The 21,669-nt window shown below is 64.0% G+C and carries 16 protein-coding genes; 5 read left to right on the top strand and 11 right to left on the bottom strand.

What is annotated here, in order from left to right:
- Nucleotides 1–14: 14 nt before the first annotated feature.
- From ACWBU6_RS11885 to ACWBU6_RS11870, 4 genes are all read right to left on the bottom strand, one after another.
- On the bottom strand, nt 15–152 hold the full coding sequence (locus tag ACWBU6_RS11885) for a hypothetical protein (protein ID WP_154668206.1): 138 nt from the start codon (nt 150–152) through the stop codon (nt 15–17).
- Nucleotides 153–308: 156 nt separating this feature from the next.
- Nucleotides 309–1,172, bottom strand: a complete 864-nt coding sequence (locus ACWBU6_RS11880; RefSeq protein WP_452648992.1) for a class I SAM-dependent methyltransferase — start codon at nt 1,170–1,172, stop codon at nt 309–311.
- A 6-nt stretch (nt 1,173–1,178) separates the two neighbouring features.
- Nucleotides 1,179–1,538 (bottom strand): hypothetical protein, encoded by a 360-nt coding sequence (locus tag ACWBU6_RS11875; RefSeq protein ID WP_452648991.1) that lies wholly within the window; start codon nt 1,536–1,538, stop codon nt 1,179–1,181.
- A 67-nt stretch (nt 1,539–1,605) separates the two neighbouring features.
- Nucleotides 1,606–1,743, bottom strand: coding sequence for a hypothetical protein (locus ACWBU6_RS11870; RefSeq protein WP_452648990.1), 138 nt, complete (start codon nt 1,741–1,743; stop codon nt 1,606–1,608).
- Nucleotides 1,744–1,918: 175 nt separating this feature from the next.
- On the opposite strand from ACWBU6_RS11870, the gene ACWBU6_RS11865 reads away from it, so the two are divergent.
- Nucleotides 1,919–2,104 (top strand): hypothetical protein, encoded by a 186-nt coding sequence (locus ACWBU6_RS11865; protein ID WP_452648989.1) that lies wholly within the window; start codon nt 1,919–1,921, stop codon nt 2,102–2,104.
- 152 nt (nt 2,105–2,256) lie between these two features.
- On the opposite strand, the gene ACWBU6_RS11860 is transcribed toward ACWBU6_RS11865, so the two are convergent.
- From ACWBU6_RS11860 to ACWBU6_RS11835, 6 genes are all read right to left on the bottom strand, one after another.
- A complete protein-coding gene (locus ACWBU6_RS11860; protein WP_452648988.1) occupies nt 2,257–4,134 on the bottom strand; it encodes a hybrid sensor histidine kinase/response regulator in 1,878 nt (625 codons plus the stop codon).
- Nucleotides 4,134–4,730, bottom strand: a complete 597-nt coding sequence (locus tag ACWBU6_RS11855) for a YfiR family protein (protein WP_452648987.1) — start codon at nt 4,728–4,730, stop codon at nt 4,134–4,136. Before ACWBU6_RS11855 ends, ACWBU6_RS11860 begins: the two co-directional genes overlap by 1 nt.
- Before the next feature lie 4 nt (nt 4,731–4,734).
- Complete coding sequence (locus ACWBU6_RS11850) at nt 4,735–6,657, bottom strand: TonB-dependent receptor plug domain-containing protein (RefSeq protein ID WP_452648986.1); 1,923 nt, start codon at nt 6,655–6,657, stop codon at nt 4,735–4,737.
- Between the two features lie 197 nt (nt 6,658–6,854).
- Complete coding sequence (locus ACWBU6_RS11845; RefSeq protein WP_452648985.1) at nt 6,855–7,946, bottom strand: SMP-30/gluconolactonase/LRE family protein; 1,092 nt, start codon at nt 7,944–7,946, stop codon at nt 6,855–6,857.
- A gap of 92 nt (nt 7,947–8,038) precedes the next feature.
- Nucleotides 8,039–10,240 carry a pectinesterase family protein gene (locus ACWBU6_RS11840; RefSeq protein ID WP_452648984.1) on the bottom strand — a complete coding sequence of 734 codons (2,202 nt, stop codon included), beginning with the start codon at nt 10,238–10,240 and terminating at the stop codon, nt 8,039–8,041.
- Between the two features lies 1 nt (nt 10,241).
- On the bottom strand, nt 10,242–13,151 hold the full coding sequence (locus ACWBU6_RS11835; RefSeq protein WP_452648983.1) for a TonB-dependent receptor domain-containing protein: 2,910 nt from the start codon (nt 13,149–13,151) through the stop codon (nt 10,242–10,244).
- Nucleotides 13,152–13,328: 177 nt separating this feature from the next.
- Here ACWBU6_RS11835 and ACWBU6_RS11830 point away from each other — a divergent pair, with 177 nt between their 5' ends.
- The 4 genes from ACWBU6_RS11830 (at nt 13,329) to ACWBU6_RS11815 (ending at nt 21,089) form a co-directional block, all read left to right on the top strand.
- Nucleotides 13,329–15,635, top strand: coding sequence for a glycosyl hydrolase family 28 protein (locus ACWBU6_RS11830; RefSeq protein ID WP_452648982.1), 2,307 nt, complete (start codon nt 13,329–13,331; stop codon nt 15,633–15,635).
- 25 nt (nt 15,636–15,660) lie between these two features.
- A complete protein-coding gene (locus ACWBU6_RS11825; protein WP_452648981.1) occupies nt 15,661–17,643 on the top strand; it encodes a site-specific recombinase in 1,983 nt (660 codons plus the stop codon).
- A 259-nt stretch (nt 17,644–17,902) separates the two neighbouring features.
- On the top strand, nt 17,903–18,148 hold the full coding sequence (locus ACWBU6_RS11820; protein WP_452648980.1) for a hypothetical protein: 246 nt from the start codon (nt 17,903–17,905) through the stop codon (nt 18,146–18,148).
- 37 nt (nt 18,149–18,185) lie between these two features.
- A complete protein-coding gene (locus ACWBU6_RS11815) occupies nt 18,186–21,089 on the top strand; it encodes a response regulator (RefSeq protein WP_452648979.1) in 2,904 nt (967 codons plus the stop codon).
- 19 nt (nt 21,090–21,108) lie between these two features.
- On the opposite strand, the gene ACWBU6_RS11810 is transcribed toward ACWBU6_RS11815, so the two are convergent.
- The gene (locus ACWBU6_RS11810) at nt 21,109–21,630 is read right to left on the bottom strand and encodes a DUF4256 domain-containing protein (protein ID WP_452648978.1); all 522 of its coding nucleotides are present in this window, start codon (nt 21,628–21,630) and stop codon (nt 21,109–21,111) included.
- Nucleotides 21,631–21,669 lie beyond the last annotated feature (39 nt).

Genomic DNA, 21,669 nt, shown 5'->3' with positions numbered 1-21,669 from the left:
CCGGACTTAACCGTTTAGCAGCAGCAAGAGCAGGAGCAGGTGCAGCAGGAGACGCTCACGTCGGCCAGGGCGCCGCTCATGTCGTCCATCAGGTATTCCGGCTCGGTGGAGTCGGTGATCTGGATGTGGGTGGTTTCAATCAAAATGGTCATTTCTCTGCTTCCTTTTGAGTTTTTAAGAGAATGGCCGTGCCATATGCGAAACCAGCATATGCAAATGCGGAATCCGCATCGGGCACGACCGCTCAGGAAGGTAGCATGAAACTAAACTACAACCAGTAGAAGAAACATTCCAAAAATCATAACACTTTAGTTGCCGGCTAGCATCAAATGGGTGCCGCCGCCGAGGCGCAAATTGTCCCCGCGCCCAGCAAAATAGCGGGTTTCCAGGGCATCGCGCCCAAAATCTTGCACTGTGGAAAAACTTAAATTACGCAGCCGTGCGCACAGTTCGGCGGGATCAAAAAACGACAGCCATGGCTCACCCTGCTCGGCATAACGGCGGGCAAAGTACTCGACGCCGGCCCGTTCCAGCGTGTCGAGCAGCTCGGGCTTGATGCCGTAATCGAACACGATGCCGCTGCCTGCTGGCAGGCTGGCCACCAGGCCCAGGGTATCGAATATGGCTTGCTCGGTCAGGTACAGCGTCACGCCGAGCCAAGAGAAAAACACCGGCTGGTCCAGCCGGCAGCCGGCCGCGCGCAGCGCGTCGGCCAGCCCGTCGCGCTCGAAGTCGACCGGCACGAAGCGCAGGCTGTCCGGTACCGTGATGCTGCTGGCCGCCAGCAGCCGGCGCTTCCACGCCTGGGTCGCCGGATGGTCCACTTCGAACACCTGCAGCGCCGCATCGTGCTGGCGGCGGCAGGCAAAGGTGTCGAGACCGGCGCCCAGCACCACGTATTGCCGTACCCCGGCCGCGGCGGCGCGCGCCAGCTGGTCTTCGGCAAAGCGGCTGCGCACGGCCATGGCGGCGCGCAGGATGCGGCTGAAGCCGGCGTCGTAGACGCGCGCATTGGACTGCACTTGCACGCAGTCTTCCGGCCCCAGCACCGGCAGCGCCAGCGGGTCGTCGAAAATGGCGGGCGTGTCCAGCAACTGGTGGGCGGCGCGCAGGCGCGCCACCATCAGCGCGCTGCGGCTGGGCTGGCCTTCGCTGAGCAGGTGGCTGGACATGGGCGCTTACATGCCTTGCGCTTCGATGTCGGCCAGCGACTCGCGGCCTTTCTCGGTGATGGCGAAGCCCTCTGCCGTCGCCACGATGTGCGACTTCTTGCCCAGGAACAGGGCCACGTCCTTGTCCGCCACCGCGCCCGGCGCCTGGGCCAGCGCGCGCAGCGCCATCACGCAGCGGCGCAGGAACAGCTGCTGGCGGCCGGCATCGGTCAGGATGATGGCGCCGCTACGCTCGAACTTGATGAACTTGATGCCGGACAGGCGCTTGCTGTTGCGGCCGACGCAAGCGCTGGGCTTGCCCTTGATGCCGCGGGCAATCTCTTCCAGCGCATTGAATTCGTCGGTGCTCAGTTTTTCGTTTTTCATTGCTCGTATTCCATGATGGTGCCTTTGCAACCCATCATGGTACGCGCCCGCACCGGAGGCGGCAAGCTTACTTGAGCGCGCGCAGTGCCAGCCACATCAGCGCCAACCCTGTCACTGCCCCTGCGCACACCAGCGCCTGGACACGGCGGCTGTGCAGGTCAAAACGGCGTTTGAGGTAGATCTTGTTGTGCAGGGAATTGCCCATCGCGGCCTCCGACGAAAGAAAAAGCGTGTGTCGATGACCTATTATAGAGAGCGGATCGTGACCCGTTCGTGACAACACAAAATTTATTCATCCCGCACAACACTTGTTTCCTATTAGCAAGCAAGCGACAGTGCATGCACGGCGCTGGTAGCATCGGCAGCAAGGAGGGTCCAGTATGGAACAGCCAGCAAAATCGCAGCCCGAAAAGGGCCGCCATTTCATCGAGGAAGCGGATATCGGCAGCGGCGAGAAAACGCCGGGCGAGCAGGAAACCGACGAGCAGATCCGCCAGATCCCGCCCCTGCCCGAACCGGCGGTCAAGCCTGCATCGGCGGGGGTTTCGGCACCGGTTCCTCGATAGGCGGCTCAGTCGGCCGTGGCTGGTCGTCCGGGGGCGGATCTTTCTCCGGCTCGGGCGGAGGTACTTCCGGGTCGGGTGTGATATGCGCTCGCATGGCATTACTCCTCGATTAACATTGCCTGCTAAAGCAGATCGGGCGTTTTCGCAGGATATCAAGAGCCGGCTTGGGACAGGATTTCCTGAAACTGGTCAATACTGACAGGCTTCACCAGGTGGTGATGGAAGCCTGCTTCGAACGCCCGCTGGCGGTCTTTCTGCTGGCCCCAGCCGGTCACCGCCACCAGCACCGTGTGGCGCAGCGACGGCAAGCGCTTCAGGGCGCGCGCCAGGTCGTAGCCGTTCAATTCCGGCAAGCCGATATCGAGGAAGGCAAATTCGGGCGCAAACGATTCGGCTGCCGCCAGCGCCTGCTTGCCGTCGTGCGCAATATGCACCTGGTGGCCCATCGAGCGCAGCAAGCCGCCGATGCCGTTGACGAAATCGACGTTGTCGTCGGCCAGCAGGATGCGGTGCAGGCGCGCATCGGCCGGCAACGTTTCCGCTGCGGGCGTGGCGGCGCTGGCACCGGCAAGCATCGGCAGCGTCACGGTGAAGGTGCTGCCCTGGCCTGTGCCGGCGCTGTCGGCGCGGATGCTGCCGCCGTGCAGTTCCACCAGCTTGCGCGCCAGCGACAAGCCCACGCCCAGCCCGGCCGTGCTGCGCTCAAGCGAAGAATCGGCCTGGATGAACATCTCGAAAATATCGTGCAGCATGGCAGGCGGGATGCCAATACCGTTGTCGCGCACGCGCAGCTCGACCTGCGCCTGCTGCGCCTCCGCTTCCAGCGCGATGCTGCCGCCGCGCGCGGTGTACTTGGCGGCGTTGTGCAGCAGGTTGGAGAGCACTTGCGCCAGGCGCGTCGCATCGCCCACCAGGTAGACGGCCTGCTCCGGCACCTGCACATGCAGGGTATGGCCCTGCGCCGCGATGAAAGGCCGTGCCAGTTCCAGCGCATCGTTCACCACGTCCTGCAGCATGAGCTGTTCGCGGCGGATGGTCAGCTTGCCGGTATTGATGCGCGAGACATCCAGCAGGTCGTCCACCAGCCGCACCATCTGCTTCAGCTGGCGCTCCATGATGGAGCGGGCACGCTCGCAGGCCGCCTGGTCGCTGGCATTGATGCGCATGATGTCAAGGCCGGTGCGGATCGGCGCCAGCGGGTTGCGCAGCTCGTGCGCCAGCGTGGCCAGGAATTCGTCCTTGCGGCGGTCGGCCAGCAACAGCGCCCGCTCGGCGCCCTGGCGCACCGTCATTTCGTGTTCCAGGGTGCGGTTGGCATCCTGCAGCGCATTCGAGCGCCGCGCGATCTCGGCCAGCATGTCATTGAAGGCGTCGACCAGGGTGCCGATCTCGCCGCTGGCGCCCTCGCCCACGCGCAGCGAATAGTCGCGCCTCAGCATCACGGCGCGCGCCACATCGGTCATGGCCAGCAGCGGGCGCGTGATGGTCTGCTGCAGCCGGTGCGCGACAAGCGCAGCCAGCAGCAGGCTGCCCAGCATCACACCCAGCAGGATCAGGGCGTAACTTTGCACCCGGTCCAGCAGGCGGTAAGAGGCGCTCAGGTACACCGTGCCGATGCGCTCGCCTTCTTCAACAATCGGGTGGGTCACCACCATGCGCCCGCCTTCAATCGCGTAACCGAGCGGGCCAGGCATCTGCGGCAAGGTCCGCACTTCGGACGGAGCGTGCACATAGGATGCGAACAGGCTGCCGTTGGCGGCATAGATGGCGCCGGCCTCGATCTGCGGCCGCACGCGAAGCAGCCCCAGGTTCTGGCGCGCCGCACGCGGATCATTGAAGGAAAGGGCCGGCGCCGAAGCAGTCGCAACCAGTTCTGCCTGCGTGGTCAGGTCATCGACCCAGCCCTGCTGGAAGCTTTGCAGGTCATACACCAGCATCGAGACCGTGCTCACCACCAGCGCAACAAAAGTCGTGACCAGTGCCGTCAGGATCAGTTTGATGCGCACTGATCCTGACGCCATGGCGATCATCACTGCCCGCCTTTCTGCACGTAATAGGCGACGGACAACAGGCGTGAACTGAGGCGCACATTGCAGCGCTCGGCGGCCGGCAGCGAGACTTCGAAGCGCACGCGTTCATCCACCAGGCGGAAATTGATGACACTACCACGTTGCAAGCCATTATCCTGCTCGGTCACGGTGACGGTGCCATTCTTTTCCGCTGCCCGCAGGGCGGCTTCGGGCAGGCTGGCCGCGCCACCGACGAAGAGCAGGTGCAGGCCGGCCAGCGCATCACCCTCGCCCAGCTTGCGCACGCTGATGCCGCGGTTGCCGACGCTGCGCCCGCTGGCGATCTGCGCCAGTTCGGCCGCGACTTCGTCGGCGCCCAGCACGCCCACCACCAGGGTCGGCCCGGGGTCGGACGGAAACTCCATATAACCCAGGAATTTATACAGGAAAGCAGCTTTGACGCTGCGCTCGAGCACCGGCGTTGCACCGTTCTGTTGGGAGCCGACCGCCACGCAGCTGAAGGCGAACAGCAGCATCGCCAGCGCCAGGAGGCGGCTCCTCCAGCTGCCCGCCGCCTGCGGCGGCGCGGCACATAAAGCAAGGCTTGCGCTTACCATTTCGTTAGTACCGCATCGTCAATTTCAGGACCGCGCGCCGCTCGAACACATTGCGGCCGGGGTAGCCGCCCCATTCGCCATGCCGTGCATGCAGCAGGTTCTGTCCGGCGAGCGCGACGTCAATATTCGGACTGGCTTTCCACACCAGGTTCGCATCCAGCTCATGATACGACGGAACGTGCGGCTTGGGCATGCTGCCGTTGTATCGTAATGTCCAGTCGAACTGCATGTGCTCGCCAATTTCGTGGGAAGAACGCAACTGCCAGGTGCTGGGCGGATCGTTGATCGCGAGGCCGGCAGTGGTGGCATCCCTGCTGCCTGGCTTGAGACTGGTGTCGATATCCTGCACCACCAGGCCGGCGTTCAGGCGCCAGCGCAGCATCGGTTGCCAGCGCGCCCACAATTCGATACCGCGCGTGCGCCCTTGCGCCTGGTTGCGGAATTCCAGCAGGCCGCGATAGGGGGCGGCCGTGGCATTCGGCTCCAGCGTGCGCAACCTGTCGTAGTCGGCGTACCAGGCGGTGACCGAGTACGACCAGTTCTGCACCGGTTGCGCGCGGTAGCCCAGTTCCAGCACCTTGGCCACCTCGGAGTCGAATGCGGGGCTGGTGCCGATGGTGAAGCGCGGCACGCCGCCGCTCACGACCGGTTGCGGCGGCGCTACAAAGTCGCGGTCGCTGCGCGCCGGGGCGCGCACGGTGCGCGACAGTGCGCCCCAGAGGGTATGCGCGGCGCCCGGGCTCCAGGCCAGGCGCAATGTGGGCAATACTTCGGAGCCGGTGTAGGTATTGTGTTCCACCTTCACGCCGCCGGTGACGCGCAGCCTGTCGGTCAGCGCCACTTCATCCTGGGCGAACAGGTTCCCCCAGTGCATATTGCGTTCGTATGGCCAGAAGCCGAACGCCGGTCCTGGCGTGTTGTCATCGCGCGAATGGCGGTAGCCGCCGCCCCAGGACAGCTTGTGCATGCCCAAGCGCACATCGTGCTGGCCTTCCAGCTCCACCGTATCAAGCCGGTCGACATAGGCGCTGGGCTGGTTGCGTTCCGTATGGTCCAGCACAAGCTGCAGGCGCAAGGCATTGTCCTCGGCCAGCGTGCGAGTGAAGCGCGCAACCAGGTTGGCGCCGGACAGGCGGATATCGCGCGTGCCGGCCTGCCCCAGGTTGGCTTGGTAGGCGTCGCCCGACACGGTGAAGCTGCCGCCGGGCAGCCCCCAGTCGGCGCGGAAGCCGGCCTGGCGGCGCTGCATGCCGGTCAGGGTGTTGGCGCCGGCCGCGGTCTCGGTATCCTCGGCAGCCATGGCCTGCGCGTAGGCGCGGTAAAAGCCGTTGTTCGGCAGGCCCCCACCGAACCGCAGGCTGGCATCGCCCTCGCCGTCCGATGCCGCCACCGACAGCAGCGCGCCCTGGCTGTCCCTGGCATTGCGCGTGATGATGTTGATCACGCCGTTGACCGCGTTCACGCCCCAGATCGTCGAGCCGGGGCCGCTGATCACTTCAATGCGTTCGATATCCTCCATTACCACCGACTGGGCATCCCAGAACACGGCGGAGAAGAAGGGCGAGTAGACGCTTCGGCCGTCGATCAGCACCAGCAGCTTGTTGGCGAAAGGGCTGTTGAAGCCGCGCGCAGTGATGGCATAGTTGCGAGCATCGACACGTGCTACTTGCAGGTTGGGTGCCAGGCGCAACGCCTCCGGCAACGAACGCGCGCCGCTGCGGCGGATATCGGTGGCGCTGATGACAAACAGCGAGGCGGCGGCGTTGCCGAGGCGTTCTTCCTGCCGCGATACCGAAGTGACGACCACTTCATTCAATTGTTCCAGCGTGAGGTCGGCGATGTCGCCATCGGCCATGCCGCTGGCGCGCGCATCCCGCGCAAAGGACAGCACGGCCAGCAACAGCAGGGGGGTCGGATTCCGGTACATGGCTTGGATGCAAATTGTCGTGGGGAATTATAAACACAACTATCTGGCGCACGGAGCACGTTGGGTGCATTGGCACCATAATGTGCTTGCAAACTTGCCATGGGCGCCCAATATGTGCCGCATTCGATACATGTAGGAGATGGCCATGTTCCCCAAACCGCCGCGCCCCGAGCGGCAGCAGCCTGGGTGACGCCGGATCAGGTGCCGGGTGTCCAGCCGATATAGGGAGCATGCAGGCTCTGGATATAGAGGCGCTCCCGGGTTTCCAAGACGGCCGTGGTTTCCGGATAGGCACCGGAAGGATCCTGCATGTCGGCCAGTACCTTTCCATCTTCGCTGAAGGCAAACACGTGCCCATAGGCCTTGGGCACCGGCCACAGGGCGCGCGGCAAGCGCAGCGTGAGCTTGCGCATGAAGGGCTGTTGCGCCAGCTTGTCGATGGTCGGGTTGCGCGGCTTGACCAGGCCGACCCAGATCTTGCCGCCGCGCCCGCGCATCAGGTTGTCGGGATAGCCTGGCAGGTTGTCGAACAGGATCGCGCGCTTGCCGCTTTGGGCGTCGATCTTCCAGATGCGATAGCGTCCGGTCTCATTGACGAACAGCGTGCGGCCGTCGCCCGATAAGGCAATGCCGTTGGCGAACGACAAGCCGCTGGCAAGAATGCGCGTGCTGCCGTTCGACGGGTCGTAGGCCAGCACGCGGCCGGTCGAGGACTGCTCAAGGATGTCCAGCACACTGGCTTCGAACGTGCCGCCCCACTCCGCAGGCGCAAATCGGGTCGACGCATCGGTGAAGTAGATCATGCCGCCGGGCGCGACGACCACGCCGTCGGCGTAGCGGATCGGATCGCCTGGCGCGACTTGGGCAGCCAGCACGGTAACCTTGCCGTCCGGCGCGATCGCCAGCAGGCCTTTCATCGCATCGGCCGCGATCAGGCGCCCGCCGGCATCGAAGTCGAAGCCCAGCACGCGGCCGCCGGTGCTGGCAAACACTTCCCGCTGGCTGCCGTCCGGCGCCATGCGCAGGATTTTTCCGCTGGTGACCGCGGCATACAGCTTGCCGTCCGGGCCCATGGCCAGGTGCTCGGGACCATGCTCGGTGCCGATGTCGATCTTCTGCAGTCCGGCCAGCCTGGTGTTTGGCGCGTGCGCCCCGGTGTAGCCCGGCGCCTGCTGCGGTGTCCACGCAACCGGCTCGGCCGGCACTGGCCACAGAAGCAGGTAAGCCACCAGCCCCGCCAGCGTCAGGCCGGCGCCTGCTGCGATCTTATGTCCCTTCGAGCTCTCCAAGCGTCTCTCCCCACAACAAAGATAGCCGACATTTTTAACTAATTATCAACTCACGTCGAGCAATTTCGGTGCGGGCATCGGCTTGCGGCGGCTCATGGCTGGGGATCCCATCCTTTTCCGCCGGCGAATTGCGCAAAGACCTTGGCGCGGCTGTCGTAGCGCGCTGCATCGGCCGGCAGCAGTGCACGCCCTTCCCTGCGCTGCGACAGGTCGAGCAGCTTGCCCTCCAGGTCGCTGCTGCCGCCCTCTTCCCAACCTTTGCCGCCACGCGGTTTGCCATGCCAGCCCGCAGCGTTGACGTGCGGCCCGATGCTGCAATTGATATAGCGGACGTTGTCCCACGCCGTGGCGACACCCGGCCGTGCCAGGAAGGACGAACCCGGCGGCACATTGTTGCCGGCAGGCCCGGGGCCGTGCGTCAGGCGGCTATTCAGGAATACGAAGCCGGGATCGTCTTCCGCCACGGTGCGTGCCTGCACCAGGTAGCCGCCGCCAGATGGATTGGCACTGTCGCCGATGGACCGGATCTCCGATTGCTCGAACAGCGCCGCACGGTTGTAGCCCCAGATGAAGTCCACGTTGCCGGCGACAAGACTGCGGTAGAACCACGAGTAGCCCTTGACCTGGACGGTGTCCTGCTCGCTGTGAAAATCGGCGTGCGTGGCGATGAGACGGCCTTCGCTGCTGAAGTTGAGCGCTTCCGCCTGCGCACCGATGGTCCTGCTGCGCCAGGTGGTGTTAACGAGGGTCAGCGTGTCCAGGCGCAGCAGGTCGGCGTCCTCCACCAGGAACACCGAGCGTCCGCCGCTGGCCCCTGGCGCCATTGGCAATTGCCCGGCACCGCTGCCGGGGTTGATGCCGTCGCTGTTTTCGCTTGTGATGATGGCGCCGTGGCGGCTTTCGCCGCGCAGTGTGACGTTGTCTTTGCCGCGCAGGTAAAGCAAGCCTTCGTGCCTGTCGTTGGCGAGGCGAATGGTCACAGCTTGTTCGCGCGGGAAGTTCTGCATCGAATGATTCAGGGCACCTTGCACAGTGCGGAAGTCGGCCTTGCCTGCCGCTGCCACACGCAGGACTGTGCCGCGCGGCGCATGCTCGCGGGTGCGGAACTTCCATGCGGCCGGCGCCCCGATGCCGTCAAACGGCACTCCATCCAGCATGGCGCCCGGGAAGAGCTTGCGGTCGACCAGTACGTAATAGTCGGTGCCGTACGCCAGTTTGCCGTCGTGCGGGCGGATTGTCGCCGCTGTGCCGTCGATGGAGATCGCCTTGTAGCGCACAACGCGCTTCACGCCGTCACGCGTGGCGCCGATCTCGTCCAGTTCCATGCCGGGCCGGATGATGTCGACTATCGCATTGTCTTTTGCGCGAACGATGCGTATTGAACCATGGTCGCCGAGGGACGGGACACGGTCGAAGCGAAGCTGCAGGCGCGTATCGACCGGGACATCGCGCTCACCTGCTGCGGGCGATGCCCTGCCCGGCGCCAGCGGGGGGGTGCGCAGCGCGGCCGCAAACGCCGGCTCTACCCGAACCGCCAGCGTCACCCGGACATTCGAATCCTCCGCGCTGGCAAGCGTGACTGCCGCCTTGCCGTTGCCGCGCGGTGCCAGCACAAGCGCATCGCCATCCACGCTGGCCCAGGTCACGGACGGGTCGCTCGTGACAGCGCTAAAGGGTATGGCACGCACGCTGTCGCGGCTGATGGCGCGTACTGCAAAGCGCTGCGGCGCCTCGCCAACTTGCAGGGTCAGCTGCTTATGGCGGTGGACCAGGCCGATGCTGGTTGGCGCTTGCGCAATGTCGCCCGCCCGCAGGCCCCGGATTTCAAACTGGCCGCCATGCACCAGCATGCCGATGCGCGGCGGCAGCGGGTTGGGCTCGTCGACGCCGATCAGGCGTGTGCCATTGAGGAAGGCCGTAAGAGCCGCGCCCTCCACATCAAGGCGGATCGTGTAGAAAGCCTCGCCTGCATCGGGCTCGATACGAACTTGCTTGAGGAGCCTCGGCTGGCCGTCGATCATGCGCACAATGTTCACCGCCAGCCTGGCCGGGCCGGCATCGAGCCCAAAGCCGAGCCAGTTGCGCTGATCGCTGTAACGGACAATGACATAGCCCTGCCCGGCTCCCCCTGGCGCAGCGCGCATGCGTGCTTCGACAAAGTAGCGGTCCGAACTGACGGCAGCATTTTCCGCAGCCGGCAGCAGTTCCACCACGCCCTGTGCAGTGGGCGCGGCGTTCGCCCCCGCTGCCGGCAGCAGCAAGGTACAGGCCAGCAGCAGGCAACGTAGCAGCATGTCAGAACTTGTACTCTACGGAGAAGCGGTACACGCGCCCCAGCATATCGGCCATCGAGGTCACATAACCGCCGCTATAGGTGCTGTTGGAGGTCAATGGCGGCCATTCCTCTGTCAGGTTGTTGACGCCGAAGCTGATGGTGGTGTTCCTGAAGCCCGTGTAGTTCACGTTCAGGTTGTACTGCTTGTAGGCTTCCACTTCAGTCAGGGTCGAACCGGCCCGCGGCGTCACGTCTGTCACGCTGGAGTTATAGCGCTGCGACAGCGTGCCGGCCCAGGCGCCATTGGTGCAGGTGACCGAAGCGGTATGCTTCCAGCGCGGGTTAATCTGCGGCAGCCCGGCCAGGCCGGCGTTCGGGCCCGAACCGCCGAAGCGGCCATCGTTGGTGATGATGCCCACGTTGCCCAGCCAGGGACCGTTTTTCTCGGACTGGAACTCGTACTTGTCCATATACGTGCCGTCCAGTTTCGCATCGAAGGTGCCGAAGCTGGTTTTCGGGAAGCGGTAGCTGGCCGACAGGTCCAGGCCGCGGATGCGCGTCTGGCCGCGGTTGGCCTGGCTTGCCACGATGTGGTCGATGGTGCCGTCCGCGTTACGCAGGAAGTTGACTTCGTACTTGGCGGGATTCTGCTGGATCTCCGCGATGGTCACTGCGCCCAGCACGTCGCGCAGCTTCAGTCCCCAATAGTCGACCGTGATCGACAGGTCTTTTACCGGCTCCAGCGCGAAGCCGAACGAGAAGCCGCGCGATTTTTCCGGTTTCAGGAAGTCGTTATTCGGCGACTTGGTCCAGTAGTTGGTGGCGACATTGCATACCTGGTCATAGGTGTAGCCTGCCGCCGGCGTGCCCGTGCCGGCCACCAGCGGCTGGGTGCTTGGGCACAGGACCGGATCGTCCATCACCTGGTTGCGCACTTCCGGGGTCGGATTCTGGATGTCGATGATCGACGGCGCGCGGAAGCCGGTGTTCACATTGCCGCGCAGGACCAGTTGCTGGAACGGCTGCCAGCGGGCGGCCAGTTTCGGGTTGACCGTGGTCTGCTTCAGGTCGTTGTACCGGTCGGCCCGAACCGCTGCATTGAGCAGGAACTTGTCGGTGACCGGCGCTTCCGCTTCCATCAGCAGCGAAGCGATGGTGCGGTGGATTTTCTTGGCTACGCCCTGCGGTGTTTCGCCCACCAGGTCGGACTGGACCACATTGCCGGCCGCGTCGATATTGTGGCTGCCGTCAGCCTTTTTCAGCACATAGTCGAGCGGGGCATTGAAAGTCTGCGCACCGTCGCGCCGCAGTTCGCCGGAAACCGCGAGGGTCAACGGGCCGCCCGGCAACTCCCATAGGCCCTTGGACAGCGTCAGGTCCACGCTCTGGTTGAAGGCCTTGTTCAGGCGGTAGGTATAGTTTTCCGCCTGGATGCTTTGCAGGTAAGCCAAGCCTGCCTCGTCTTGCAGGCCGAACGGGTTCAGCGTGCCGTTGTTGAAGCCTTCCTGCGCCCTGGTGTACAGGATGTAGCCTTCGCCGACACGGGTGTCGCGCTTCGATTCGCCGTAATTCAGGCCGGCGCGATAGTCCCAGCCCAGCACCTCGCCTTCGGCGGCCAGCACGATGCGGTCGTTGGTCTGCTTATCATTGCGGTACGCCGGGCCAAGTTCGGCAGGCCCCCACTGGAAGTAAATGGTCCGGTTGTTCATATCCAGGTCGCTGACCGTGCCTGGCGTCCTGGCCGGGTCGATGAACATGGCTGGCGTGTTGGAACCGGTATTGCTGCCCACCACTTGCACCGCAGGGGTGATGCCTTTGCCTGGATAATATTTGCTGGTGGCCGGCAGCGAATAAGTGGTAAACGGCTGGGCGGTGCCCGGCACCTGCATGCCGCGGTACTTCTGCACCGTGAATTCGGAGTGCAGGACGTCCAGGTCCAGCTTATGGCCGCCCGGCAGGTTCAGGCTCGCGCGGCCGCTGACGTTGATGATTTCACTGCCGTCGGTGACGGCATTCCAGAACAGTGGATTACGCGCACAGCCCGGCGCGTAGACCGGCGTTGCGGCGGTACTGTTGTTGCCCAGGGTCGGGGTCGCGTACGGCGCCAGGCAGCCGCTGGCGAAGGTCGGGTTGTAGTTCGAGTTGGCGTTGCGGGCAAAGCCGAAGTTGGCGGCCGGGGTCGGGTTGCGTGCGTCGGGCGTCATGCCCAGGCCCAGCGTGCGCAGGATGGCAGGGTCGTGCTGCTCCGGACGGTCGCCCTGGAACAGCGCATCCTTCTTCTGGTAATCGATCGCCACATAGGCATTCCAGCCATCGCGCGACAGGTTGCCGGTGCCCAGGATCGCGCCGACGCTCTTCGAGTCCGCACCACCCTTTTGCGTCGGCGCGTATTCGGCCTTGATCGTGGCACCTTCGAAGCCGCGCTTGGTCAGGAAGTTCTGCACGCCGCCGATGGCATCCGCACCGTAGATCGAAGCGGCGCCGCCGTTCAGCGTTTCGACGCGGTCCAGCGCCATGCGCGGCATCACGTTGACTGAGACATACTGGTCCTGCAGCGGTTCGTTGGCCAGGCGGCGGCCGTTCAACAGGGTCAAGGTACGCATCGGGCCCAGGCCGCGCAGGTTGATGATCGGGCCAGCCGCACCGCTGTTGGTACCCAGCGACAGCGATTGCGGCATCTCCAGCACCAGGTCTTTCAGTTCGGTGTTGCCGCGCGCCTGCAGCTCGCTGGACTTGATGGTTACCAGCGGGGTTGCCCCCTCATTGGCAACGCGGCGGATCAGGGAGCCGGTCACTACCACCGAGGCTATCGCCTCATCTGCCGGGGCGGCAGTCTGGGCCGCCGCCTGGTTCGCCATCTGCAGGACGGCCGCTGCTACTGCTGCCGCCAGCACGGGACGCTTGGCCTGTGGGCCTGGCACGTAATTCATGAGTCTCCTCCAAGTATGCGACCAAATTGGCTTGATCGATTTTAGCTTTTGGTACAACCAAAGGCTAAATTGGTTAGGCCACTTTCACAAGAAAAAATTCCAGGATTGTGCAAAAAAACCACTTCTTTGGCCAGTCCAAATTGTTATTTTGGCCTGACCACATTAAAATCGGGGCACATGGAGGCCAGGCTATATAAACAGGTGGCGGACAAGATCCCGGCGATGATCGCTACTGAACGATTTACTTGCGGCGATCGCCTGCCGTCGGAACGCGAGTTGTCGGCCAGGCTGGAAGTGAGTCGCGCCTCGCTGCGTAAAGGATTGCTTGCGCTGGAGCTGACCGGTGTGGTGGAGGTGCGCAGCCATTCGGGCGTCTATATCTGCGGCCGTCCCGGCCACACGCCTTTACCGGAAGCCGGGCCGGGGCCGTTCGAGGTCCTGTCAGCGCAGCGCGTCATTGAATCGGAGATTGCCGGCCTCGCAGCGCAAGTGGCGACCGAACGCGCCATCCTGCAAGCCATCGCCAGCCATGATCCGGCCGCTGCGCGCAAAGCCATGCGCATCTGGGCCGCGTTACCCGCACATTCTCTGCTTAGGAGACATGCCTTGACCACACCACGACACCTGCGCCGCCGCAGCCTGCTGCAAGCCGGCGCCGCACTCCTCGCCCCGCAATGGCTGCCGGCGCTGGCCGCTGCAACTGCCGCAGGTCCCTCCTCCGCCGCAGCGCGTGCCAGCGCAGCGGCCTGGCGCCGCGCCGACGCCATCGTCGCCGCGCTACGCACACCGGTCAGCTTCCGCAAGGAGGACTTCACTGTCACGGCCTTCGGCGCCCGGCCCTGCGGAACGAAGCAAGTCAAAGCCTGGGTCACGCACGACGACCAGGAACCGGTGCCTACCCAGGCCGGCGACGCATTTGACTGCTACGCCAGCTTCAAGGCAGCGATCGACGCCTGCGCCGCCGCCGGCGGCGGCCGTGTCGTGATCCCGAAAGGCTACTGGTATTGCGCCGGCCCACTGGTGCTGCGCTCCAACGTCCACGTCCACCTGCAATCCGGCGCCCACATCCTGTTCTCGCAAAACCCCGAAGACTATGCCCGCCACGGAGAATTCGATTGCGGCGCAAACGGCAAGCTCACGCTTTCGCGCTGGCAAAGCAACGACTGCCTGAATTACTCGCCCATGGTGTACGCCGTCAACGCCAGGAATATCGCCCTCACCGGCGAGGACTGGAGCTCGAAACTGGACGGCCAGGGCGGCGTCGCCTTCGACGAAGCCGGCACCTGCTGGTGGTCCTGGAAAGGCAGGAACCGCACCATGAACGCCGTCTCGCAAACCACCGCGCCTGGCTACAAGGAAGGCCAGCCCACGCAAGCGGTGCCCAACCCGCTTAACAAGCCGCTGTCAGAAGTCGCCCCGGGCCTGGACGCCGCCCAGCGCAAGCTGATCGAAGGCGAAGGCGACAAATGGCGCAGCGACGAACGCTACCTGCCCACACTGTCGGAGGCCGGCGTGCCGGTCGAGCAGCGCGTCTTCGGCAAAGGCCACTACCTGCGACCGCCGATGATCCACTTCATCAACTGCACCAACGTACTGCTACAGGGCTACCATGTGCAGAACACCCCGTTCTGGCAGCACCACCCGGTCAATTGCCGCAACCTCGTGATCCGCAAGGTCCATGCCGAGAGCCGTGGCCCGAACAGCGACGGCTTCGACCCCGAAGCCTGCGATCATGTGCTGGTGGAAGACTGCGTTTTCGATTCCGGCGACGACTGCATTGCCATCAAGGCCGGCAAGAACCGCGACATCCAATACGGCCCGACGCGCAATATCGTGATCCAGGGCTGCACCATGCACAGTGGCCATGGCGCCGTCACACTGGGCTCGGAAATGGCCGGCGGCATCGAGCACGTCTATGCCCGTGACCTGGTATTCGAAAATGCGCACTGGGCAACCGATCCGCTGAACATTGCGATCCGCCTCAAGACCAATATGAACCGCGGCGGCTACCTACGCCATTTCTACGTCCGGAACGTGACGATCCCGAACGGCGTACAGCTTAGCGCCTCGCATTACGCCCTGCTGCCGGGCTCACCGATCGATACCAAAGGCCTGGCCACCGCAGCCGGCGCCGTCGTCTCTTTCGATTGCGACTACCAGCCATCGGCCGACAACGTACGCATCCGCCCGCCGGAAGTGTCCGACGTCCATATCGAAAATATCACCGTCGGCAATGTGAGCAAAGGCGGCACTGCCGGCTCCTGCTACCAGGCCATCGCCATCCTCGGACCGGTCGCCAGCGACTACAACGGAGCGCCGCCCGCGCCGCCTGTACTACCGGTGCGCCGGGTCACCATCAGCAACTGCGACTTTGGCAATCCGGTCAACGCCAGGCAGCCGGTCTGGCTGTATAACGTAGCCGGTCTCAGGCTGGAAAATGTGGCCATCGGCGGCCAACGGTTCAACACCACGCTCAGCGCCTGATTGGACAAGCGCGGCGATCGCCAGTATGCTGTCGCAAATGATGATGGACAGCATACTGGCGCGCATCCAGGCCACGGCCCCGTCGCGCGATACGTCCCTGCTGCAGGAACTGGTTGGCAGCTTGCGTCCCAAGCATGCCAATGACCTGCAACAGGCTACCAACCGCCTGCGCGCCCTCGCGCATCTCCTTGCCACGCGGCCCGAATGGGCGCATGCCTTGCGCGAGTACCTGGCCGAAGTAATCGGGCAGCGCAAACTGGTGCACCTGCTCACCGATACGGGCGTCCTGCAAAACCAGGGCTTCTTCGGCGAACTATGGCGCCGTCTGAACCACAAGTGGCTGCCGCCGACCGTCAACGACGCCTACCTGAAGGACGTCTTCGGCCAGGTCTTCAGCCACCGGGACGATTACAAGTGGGTCAACGGCGTCGAACCGTCGGTCTGGCTGGACTTGATCAGCGCACTCCAGCTTCCGCAGCATGGATGGCTGCAAGGCCAGGGACTGGGCGAACTGCTGGAAGCCGTGCAAGTGCTCTCCTATCGCATCAGCGCCATCGGCCTGGAGCCCGAGCTGGTGCGCGTCCATCCCGACATCGAACGCTTCGAGTCGCCCTTCCTGCGCCAGAATGCCGAGGTGGTGCAACTGACCGAAGCGTGGCGCGCCCGCCTGGTCGATGCGCAAGCCGAAGTACCGGACGCCCGCCACCTTGACGTGCTGCTTGGCCAGTGCGAAGAGATCATCGGCCGCGTGCGCAAGGCGGCGTCGGTGCAAGGGGTGTCGGTCAGCCTGACCCGCCTGCTTTTGCGCCTGACGCAAAGCATCGGCCGCCTGCGCATCCTGCTGGACCTGCTGGAAGCGCCCTCGCTGCAGGAAACGCTGCCCGCTGCGCTCGACCTGTTCCGGCAACTGGTTGAAGCCGACAACCGCAAGCTGAGCCTAACCGACCTGTTCCAGACCAATACCGAATTGCTGGCACTGCAGGTGACGGAGCACGCCGGCCGTTCAGGCGAACACTATGTGGCCAGCACGCGCGCGGAGTGGCTGTCCATGATGCGCTCCGCGGCCGGCGCAGGCTTCATCGTCGGCTTCATGGCCACCCTCAAGATACTCATGGCCCGCCTGCTGCTTGCCCCGATCGGCTATGCAGCGCTGTACAGCCTGAATTACTCGCTTGGCTTCATGCTGATCCACGTGCTGCACTTCACTGTGGCCACCAAGCAGCCGGCGATGACGGCGGCGCGCATTGCGGCGGCCATCGACGAAGGCCAGAAGAAGCTGGACGAACTGGCGGACCTGGTGGTCAAGGTGCTGCGCTCGCAATTCGTGGCAATCGTCGGCAACGTGGCGCTGGCCATGCCGACCGCTTTCGCCATTGCCGTGGCATGGCAGGCTGCCTTCGGCCAGCACCTGGCGGGCGCGGAAAAGGCGCAACACCTGCTGCACGATATCGATCCGCTCCACAGCCTGGCCTTGCCGCACGCCGCCATCGCCGGTGTGTGCCTGTTCCTGTCCGGGCTGATTTCGGGCTATTACGACAACAAGGCCGCCTATAACGATATCGCCCCGCGCCTGCGGCAATTGCGCTGGCTGCGCTGGCTGCTGGGCGAGAAACGCCTGGCGCGCGTCACCGGCTATATCGGACGCAACCTGGGCGCACTGGCAGGTAATTTCTTCTTCGGCATCATGCTGGGTACGATCGGCACCATCGGCTTCGTACTGGGCTTGCCGATCGATATCCGCCATGTCACCTTCTCCAGCGCCAATTTCGCTTTCGCGCTGGTCGGGCTCGACTACCAGCTCAGTACAGAGCAATGGCTGCTGTCGCTGTCCGGGATCGTGCTCATCGCACTGACCAACCTGGCGGTGAGCTTCACGCTGGCCCTGATGGTGGCGCTGCGCTCGCGCCGCGTCAGTTTTGGCCGTGGCCGCGCCCTGGCCGGCCTGGTATGGCAGCGCTTCCGCCTGGCGCCGCGCAGTTTCTTCCTGCCGCCGCGTGAAGTTGTTTGAACTGAAAATCCTTGTCATGCGTGCAGCGGCGCGCAGATCTTCCTGCCTGGCTGGCGTAAATCAATGCCCGCTCTGCCATGATCGAGGGCCATTCGCTGGCCGAAGAGCACATTCTCGCCTGGCGCAGCAACGCAAAAGCTTGATGCGATGGCGTGACGCATGCTAGAGTGCAGCAGCTACGGCACGCCCCACCTCGCATGCCGCCGTCCCGATTCCCGCTGCACCCCGCTCTTGTGCGCTAGCTTTAACATGAAACTGCATGCGCACGCCCCGACCTTCCATTATCCTGAACGCCCATTGCATTGACTTCGTCTATGGCGGCGTCTATGCCTGGGCTTACCTTGCGATGGCCGGGGTAGCCGATCAGGACATCATGGTCATCTTGCGCACGCCCTTCGAACGCTGGGGCGATGCCGTACCGAATATTGCCGAAGTTGCCCAGCGTGCCATGCGCACGGTCGGAATCCAGCGCCCTGTCGAGGCTTACGACTGTACAATGCGATGACCAGCTTACAACTTGCCCACTTGAAGGAAGACGCCACTTGGCTCCAACCAGGCACCCGAGACGGCCCACCCTGCGCCGCATGCTGTTTGCACTGGTGCTGGCATGTGCGCTGCCGGCGGCCTTGGGATTCGGCCTGCTGATCCAGCACTTCTACAGCCGTGAACGGGCCCAGATCGAACAGGATTCCCTGTTCGTCGTCCGCTCCATGATGCAAGCCGTTGACCGCGATCTCGACCTCGGCATCACCGCAGCCCGGGCCTTGGCCATGTCGGCCGAACTTGACCAGGGCGACCTGGCTGGCTTCCACCGCAAGGCGCGCAACATCGTCAACGCCGGTTTCCCCGGCTCGAACATCGTGCTCAGCTCGCGCGACTCGGTCCAGCTCCTCAACACCCTGCGCCCTTTCGGGCCGCAGATACCCGACCCCGGCAGCCGCGACCGCATCCAGCGCGTGTTCGAGACGGGACAAGTGGTAGTGTCCGACGTGTTCATTGGCGGCGCCACCGGCAAGCCGCTGGTCGCTGTCCATGTGCCCGTGATACGGGGTGGACAAGTCGTGTATTGCCTGTCGGTTGGCTACCTGCCGGACAATCTCGGGCGCGTCCTCACATCCGGCACATTGCCCAGGGACCGCGTCCTCGCCATCTTCGACCGCCAGGGCAAGATCATTGCGCGCACCCACGAACCCGAGCGCTTTGTCGGCCGGCCGGGTTCGGCCAGCCTGGTCAAGCGCCTGTCCGAGACCGACGAAGCCGTATTCGAATCCACGACACTGGAAGGCATTCCGGTATATACGATCTTCACCCGCTCCAGCCGCACCGGCTGGGCAGTTGCGGTGGGCGTACCGCGCGCCACCATCCTGCAGGAGCTGCTGGCATCGGTCACCTGGCTTACCTGGATCGTGCTGGCCCTGCTGCTGGCCGGTTTCGGCCTGGCCTGGTTCATCAGCGGCAAAATCCGTCAGCTTGAAAGCTTGATCCACGAACGCACCGACCAGCTCGAAGATGCCAACCTGCGCATCAGCACCGTCGTCGATAGCGTCGGTGAAGGCATCGTCACCATCGACGAACAAGGGCGGATCGAGACTTTCAACCGCGCGGCCAGCCAGATTTTCGGCTACGCGCCGGAAGAAACCGTCGGTTCCAGCATCCAGATGCTGATGCCGGATTCCATGCGCGCGGCCCACCAGCGCGGTATGCAGCGTTTTCTCTCGGGCGGCGAGCCGCACGTGATCGGCAAGGGGGCCGTGGAGTTGCCGGCCCTGCGCAAGGATGGCAGCCAGTTCACCGTCGAATTGACCATCAGTGCCATTATTGACGAAGGCAGGTACCGCTTTGTCGGCGTGCTGCGCGACGTCACCGAGCTGAAAAAGTCGCAAGCCGCCCTGCGCGAGGCAGTCAAGGAAGCGCAGGCAGCCAATGCCGCGAAAAGCTCCTTCCTTGCCAATATGAGCCACGAATTGCGCACGCCGATGAACGCGGTGCTGGGCATGGCGCACCTCATGACCACCACCCCGCTATCGCTGGAACAGCGGCGCTACCTGACGATGCTGCGCACCTCCGGGCAGTCCTTGCTGGCGCTGCTGAACGACATCCTCGATTTCTCCAAGATCGAAGCGGGCAAGATCCAGCTCAACGCCACCCGCTTCGAACTCGATGCGGTGCTGCACGCGGTATCGACCATCATGAGCGTCAATGCCGGCGAGAAGGAGCTGGAGCTTGCCATCGGCGTGGAACCGGATGTTCCGCGCATGCTGGTCGGCGATCCCCTGCGCCTGCAACAGGTACTTGTCAACCTCACCAGCAACGCCATCAAGTTCACTGCACGCGGTGAAGTCAGCCTGAAGGTCGAATGCGCGGAGTGCGATGAACAACGTTCCGTCATGCGCTTTATCGTGCGCGACACCGGCATCGGCATTTCGGCCGAACAAAAGGCCAACCTGTTTGCGCCCTTTGTACAGGCCGACGAATCGGTGACCCGCAAGTTCGGCGGCACCGGGCTGGGACTGGTGATCTGCCAACGCCTGGTCGAACTGCAAGGCGGCAACATTGCACTCGACAGCCAGCCTGGCGAGGGCAGCACCTTCACAGTAACCCTGCCTTTTGGCACTGTCCCCGCTGGACAGAAGCAGGGCGCCACCGGCAGCGGCTCACGGCCCCTGCGCGTGCTGGTGCTGGACGACCATTTCACCAGCCGTGTCTATCTGTCCAAGACGCTGCAAGCCTGGGGCTGGGGCGTCGACGTGACCTCTTCCGCCGCAGAGGCGGAAAAGATGCTGGCCCTGGCCGCGCAGCGCTCCTTGCCCTATGACGTGGTGCTCGCCGACTGGAGCGTACCCGAAGCGGACCAGCGCTATATCGAATCCCTGCGCCACGCACAAGAACCGGCGGTTCCCGTGATACTCATGGTCAGCGCCTACGAGCGCAGCAAAATGCTGGAGGAGGATGCCGATCGCGCAGGCCTGGTCACCAAGCCGATCACCGCTTCGACGCTGTTTGACACTGTGCACGAGGTGCTGGACAAGGCCGACCTGCAAGAAGTGCAAGCGGACGCTTCGCCTGCCCAGCGCCTCAACGGCCGCCTGCTGCTGGTGGAAGACAACGCCATGAACCAGCTGGTCGCAGTCGGCATCCTGGAGCGCGCCGGCGCGGCCGTCGATGTCGCCAACAACGGCGAGGAAGCAGTGCGCATGCTGCGCGCTTCGCCAGAGGCCTACCGCCTGGTCCTGATGGACGTGCAGATGCCGGTCATGGATGGCTATACCGCGACCCGCATCATCCGGCAGGAACTGGGCATGAAGCTGCCCATCGTGGCGATGACTGCCGGCGTGATGGAGTCCGAACGCGCCGACTGCCTGGCCGCCGGGATGGACGACTTCATTCCCAAGCCGCTCGATATCGACGAGATGATGCAGACCCTGGAACGCTACCTGCCGTCTTAGCGTTCATTGAAACGGTCTCTTAAACCCGCAGGATGCCGCGAAAGCCGCGCGCCGCGTAATACGACTCGGCGCCGTTGTGGTATAGGAAAACGTGGCCATAGCGGCGGTCGCAGAACAAGGCGCCGCCCTGCTTGCGGATATCGGCCGGCGTCTGCACCCAGCTCGATGTCTTGCGGTCGAACTCACCCAGCGTTTGCAAGTGGCGGTACTCGGCCTCGGTCAACAGCGTAATTCCCAGCGCCCTGGCCACTTCCAGCACGCTGCCGGCAGGCTTGTTTTCCTTGCGTCCTTCCAGTGCAGCCTTGTCGAAGCACAGGCTGCGCCGCCCCGCCGGGCTTTCCGGCGAGCAGTCGCAGAATACGACTTCGCCTGTCGACGGATCCATGCCCACGGCATCGGGCTCGCCGCCAGTGCGCTCCATTTCCCCGAGCACGCGCAGCTTGCCGGAATTCGCTTCCAGCCGTGCGCTTACTGTGCTCCAGGCTATTCCTTTATGACGCTCCATGTTCTGATGGAAGCGCTGCTCAAGCAGTTCGATCATGGCGCACTCCTGGAGATTCCGTTTTCCGATTCATATCGA

The sequence above is a fragment of the Pseudoduganella sp. HUAS MS19 genome, from assembly GCF_053615455.1.
Note: the sequence above shows the minus strand (reverse complement) of the source record. Positions and strands in the feature narration are given on the sequence as shown.

What these genes read in the sequence shown, in the direction of transcription:
- ACWBU6_RS11840 (WP_452648984.1), bottom strand. Translation starts at nt 10,240, where the DNA reads ATGCTGCTACGTTGCCTGCTGCTGGCCTGTACCTTGCTGCTGCCGGCA.
- ACWBU6_RS11835 (WP_452648983.1), bottom strand. Translation starts at nt 13,151, where the DNA reads ATGAATTACGTGCCAGGCCCACAGGCCAAGCGTCCCGTGCTGGCGGCA.
- ACWBU6_RS11865 (WP_452648989.1), top strand. Translation starts at nt 1,919, where the DNA reads ATGGAACAGCCAGCAAAATCGCAGCCCGAAAAGGGCCGCCATTTCATC.
- ACWBU6_RS11820 (WP_452648980.1), top strand. Translation starts at nt 17,903, where the DNA reads ATGCGCACGCCCCGACCTTCCATTATCCTGAACGCCCATTGCATTGAC.
- ACWBU6_RS11885 (WP_154668206.1), bottom strand. Translation starts at nt 152, where the DNA reads ATGACCATTTTGATTGAAACCACCCACATCCAGATCACCGACTCCACC.
- ACWBU6_RS11880 (WP_452648992.1), bottom strand. Translation starts at nt 1,172, where the DNA reads ATGTCCAGCCACCTGCTCAGCGAAGGCCAGCCCAGCCGCAGCGCGCTG.
- ACWBU6_RS11810 (WP_452648978.1), bottom strand. Translation starts at nt 21,630, where the DNA reads ATGATCGAACTGCTTGAGCAGCGCTTCCATCAGAACATGGAGCGTCAT.
- ACWBU6_RS11855 (WP_452648987.1), bottom strand. Translation starts at nt 4,730, where the DNA reads ATGGTAAGCGCAAGCCTTGCTTTATGTGCCGCGCCGCCGCAGGCGGCG.
- ACWBU6_RS11830 (WP_452648982.1), top strand. Translation starts at nt 13,329, where the DNA reads ATGGAGGCCAGGCTATATAAACAGGTGGCGGACAAGATCCCGGCGATG.
- ACWBU6_RS11870 (WP_452648990.1), bottom strand. Translation starts at nt 1,743, where the DNA reads ATGGGCAATTCCCTGCACAACAAGATCTACCTCAAACGCCGTTTTGAC.
- ACWBU6_RS11875 (WP_452648991.1), bottom strand. Translation starts at nt 1,538, where the DNA reads ATGAAAAACGAAAAACTGAGCACCGACGAATTCAATGCGCTGGAAGAG.
- ACWBU6_RS11860 (WP_452648988.1), bottom strand. Translation starts at nt 4,134, where the DNA reads ATGATCGCCATGGCGTCAGGATCAGTGCGCATCAAACTGATCCTGACG.
- ACWBU6_RS11850 (WP_452648986.1), bottom strand. Translation starts at nt 6,657, where the DNA reads ATGTACCGGAATCCGACCCCCCTGCTGTTGCTGGCCGTGCTGTCCTTT.
- ACWBU6_RS11825 (WP_452648981.1), top strand. Translation starts at nt 15,661, where the DNA reads ATGCTGTCGCAAATGATGATGGACAGCATACTGGCGCGCATCCAGGCC.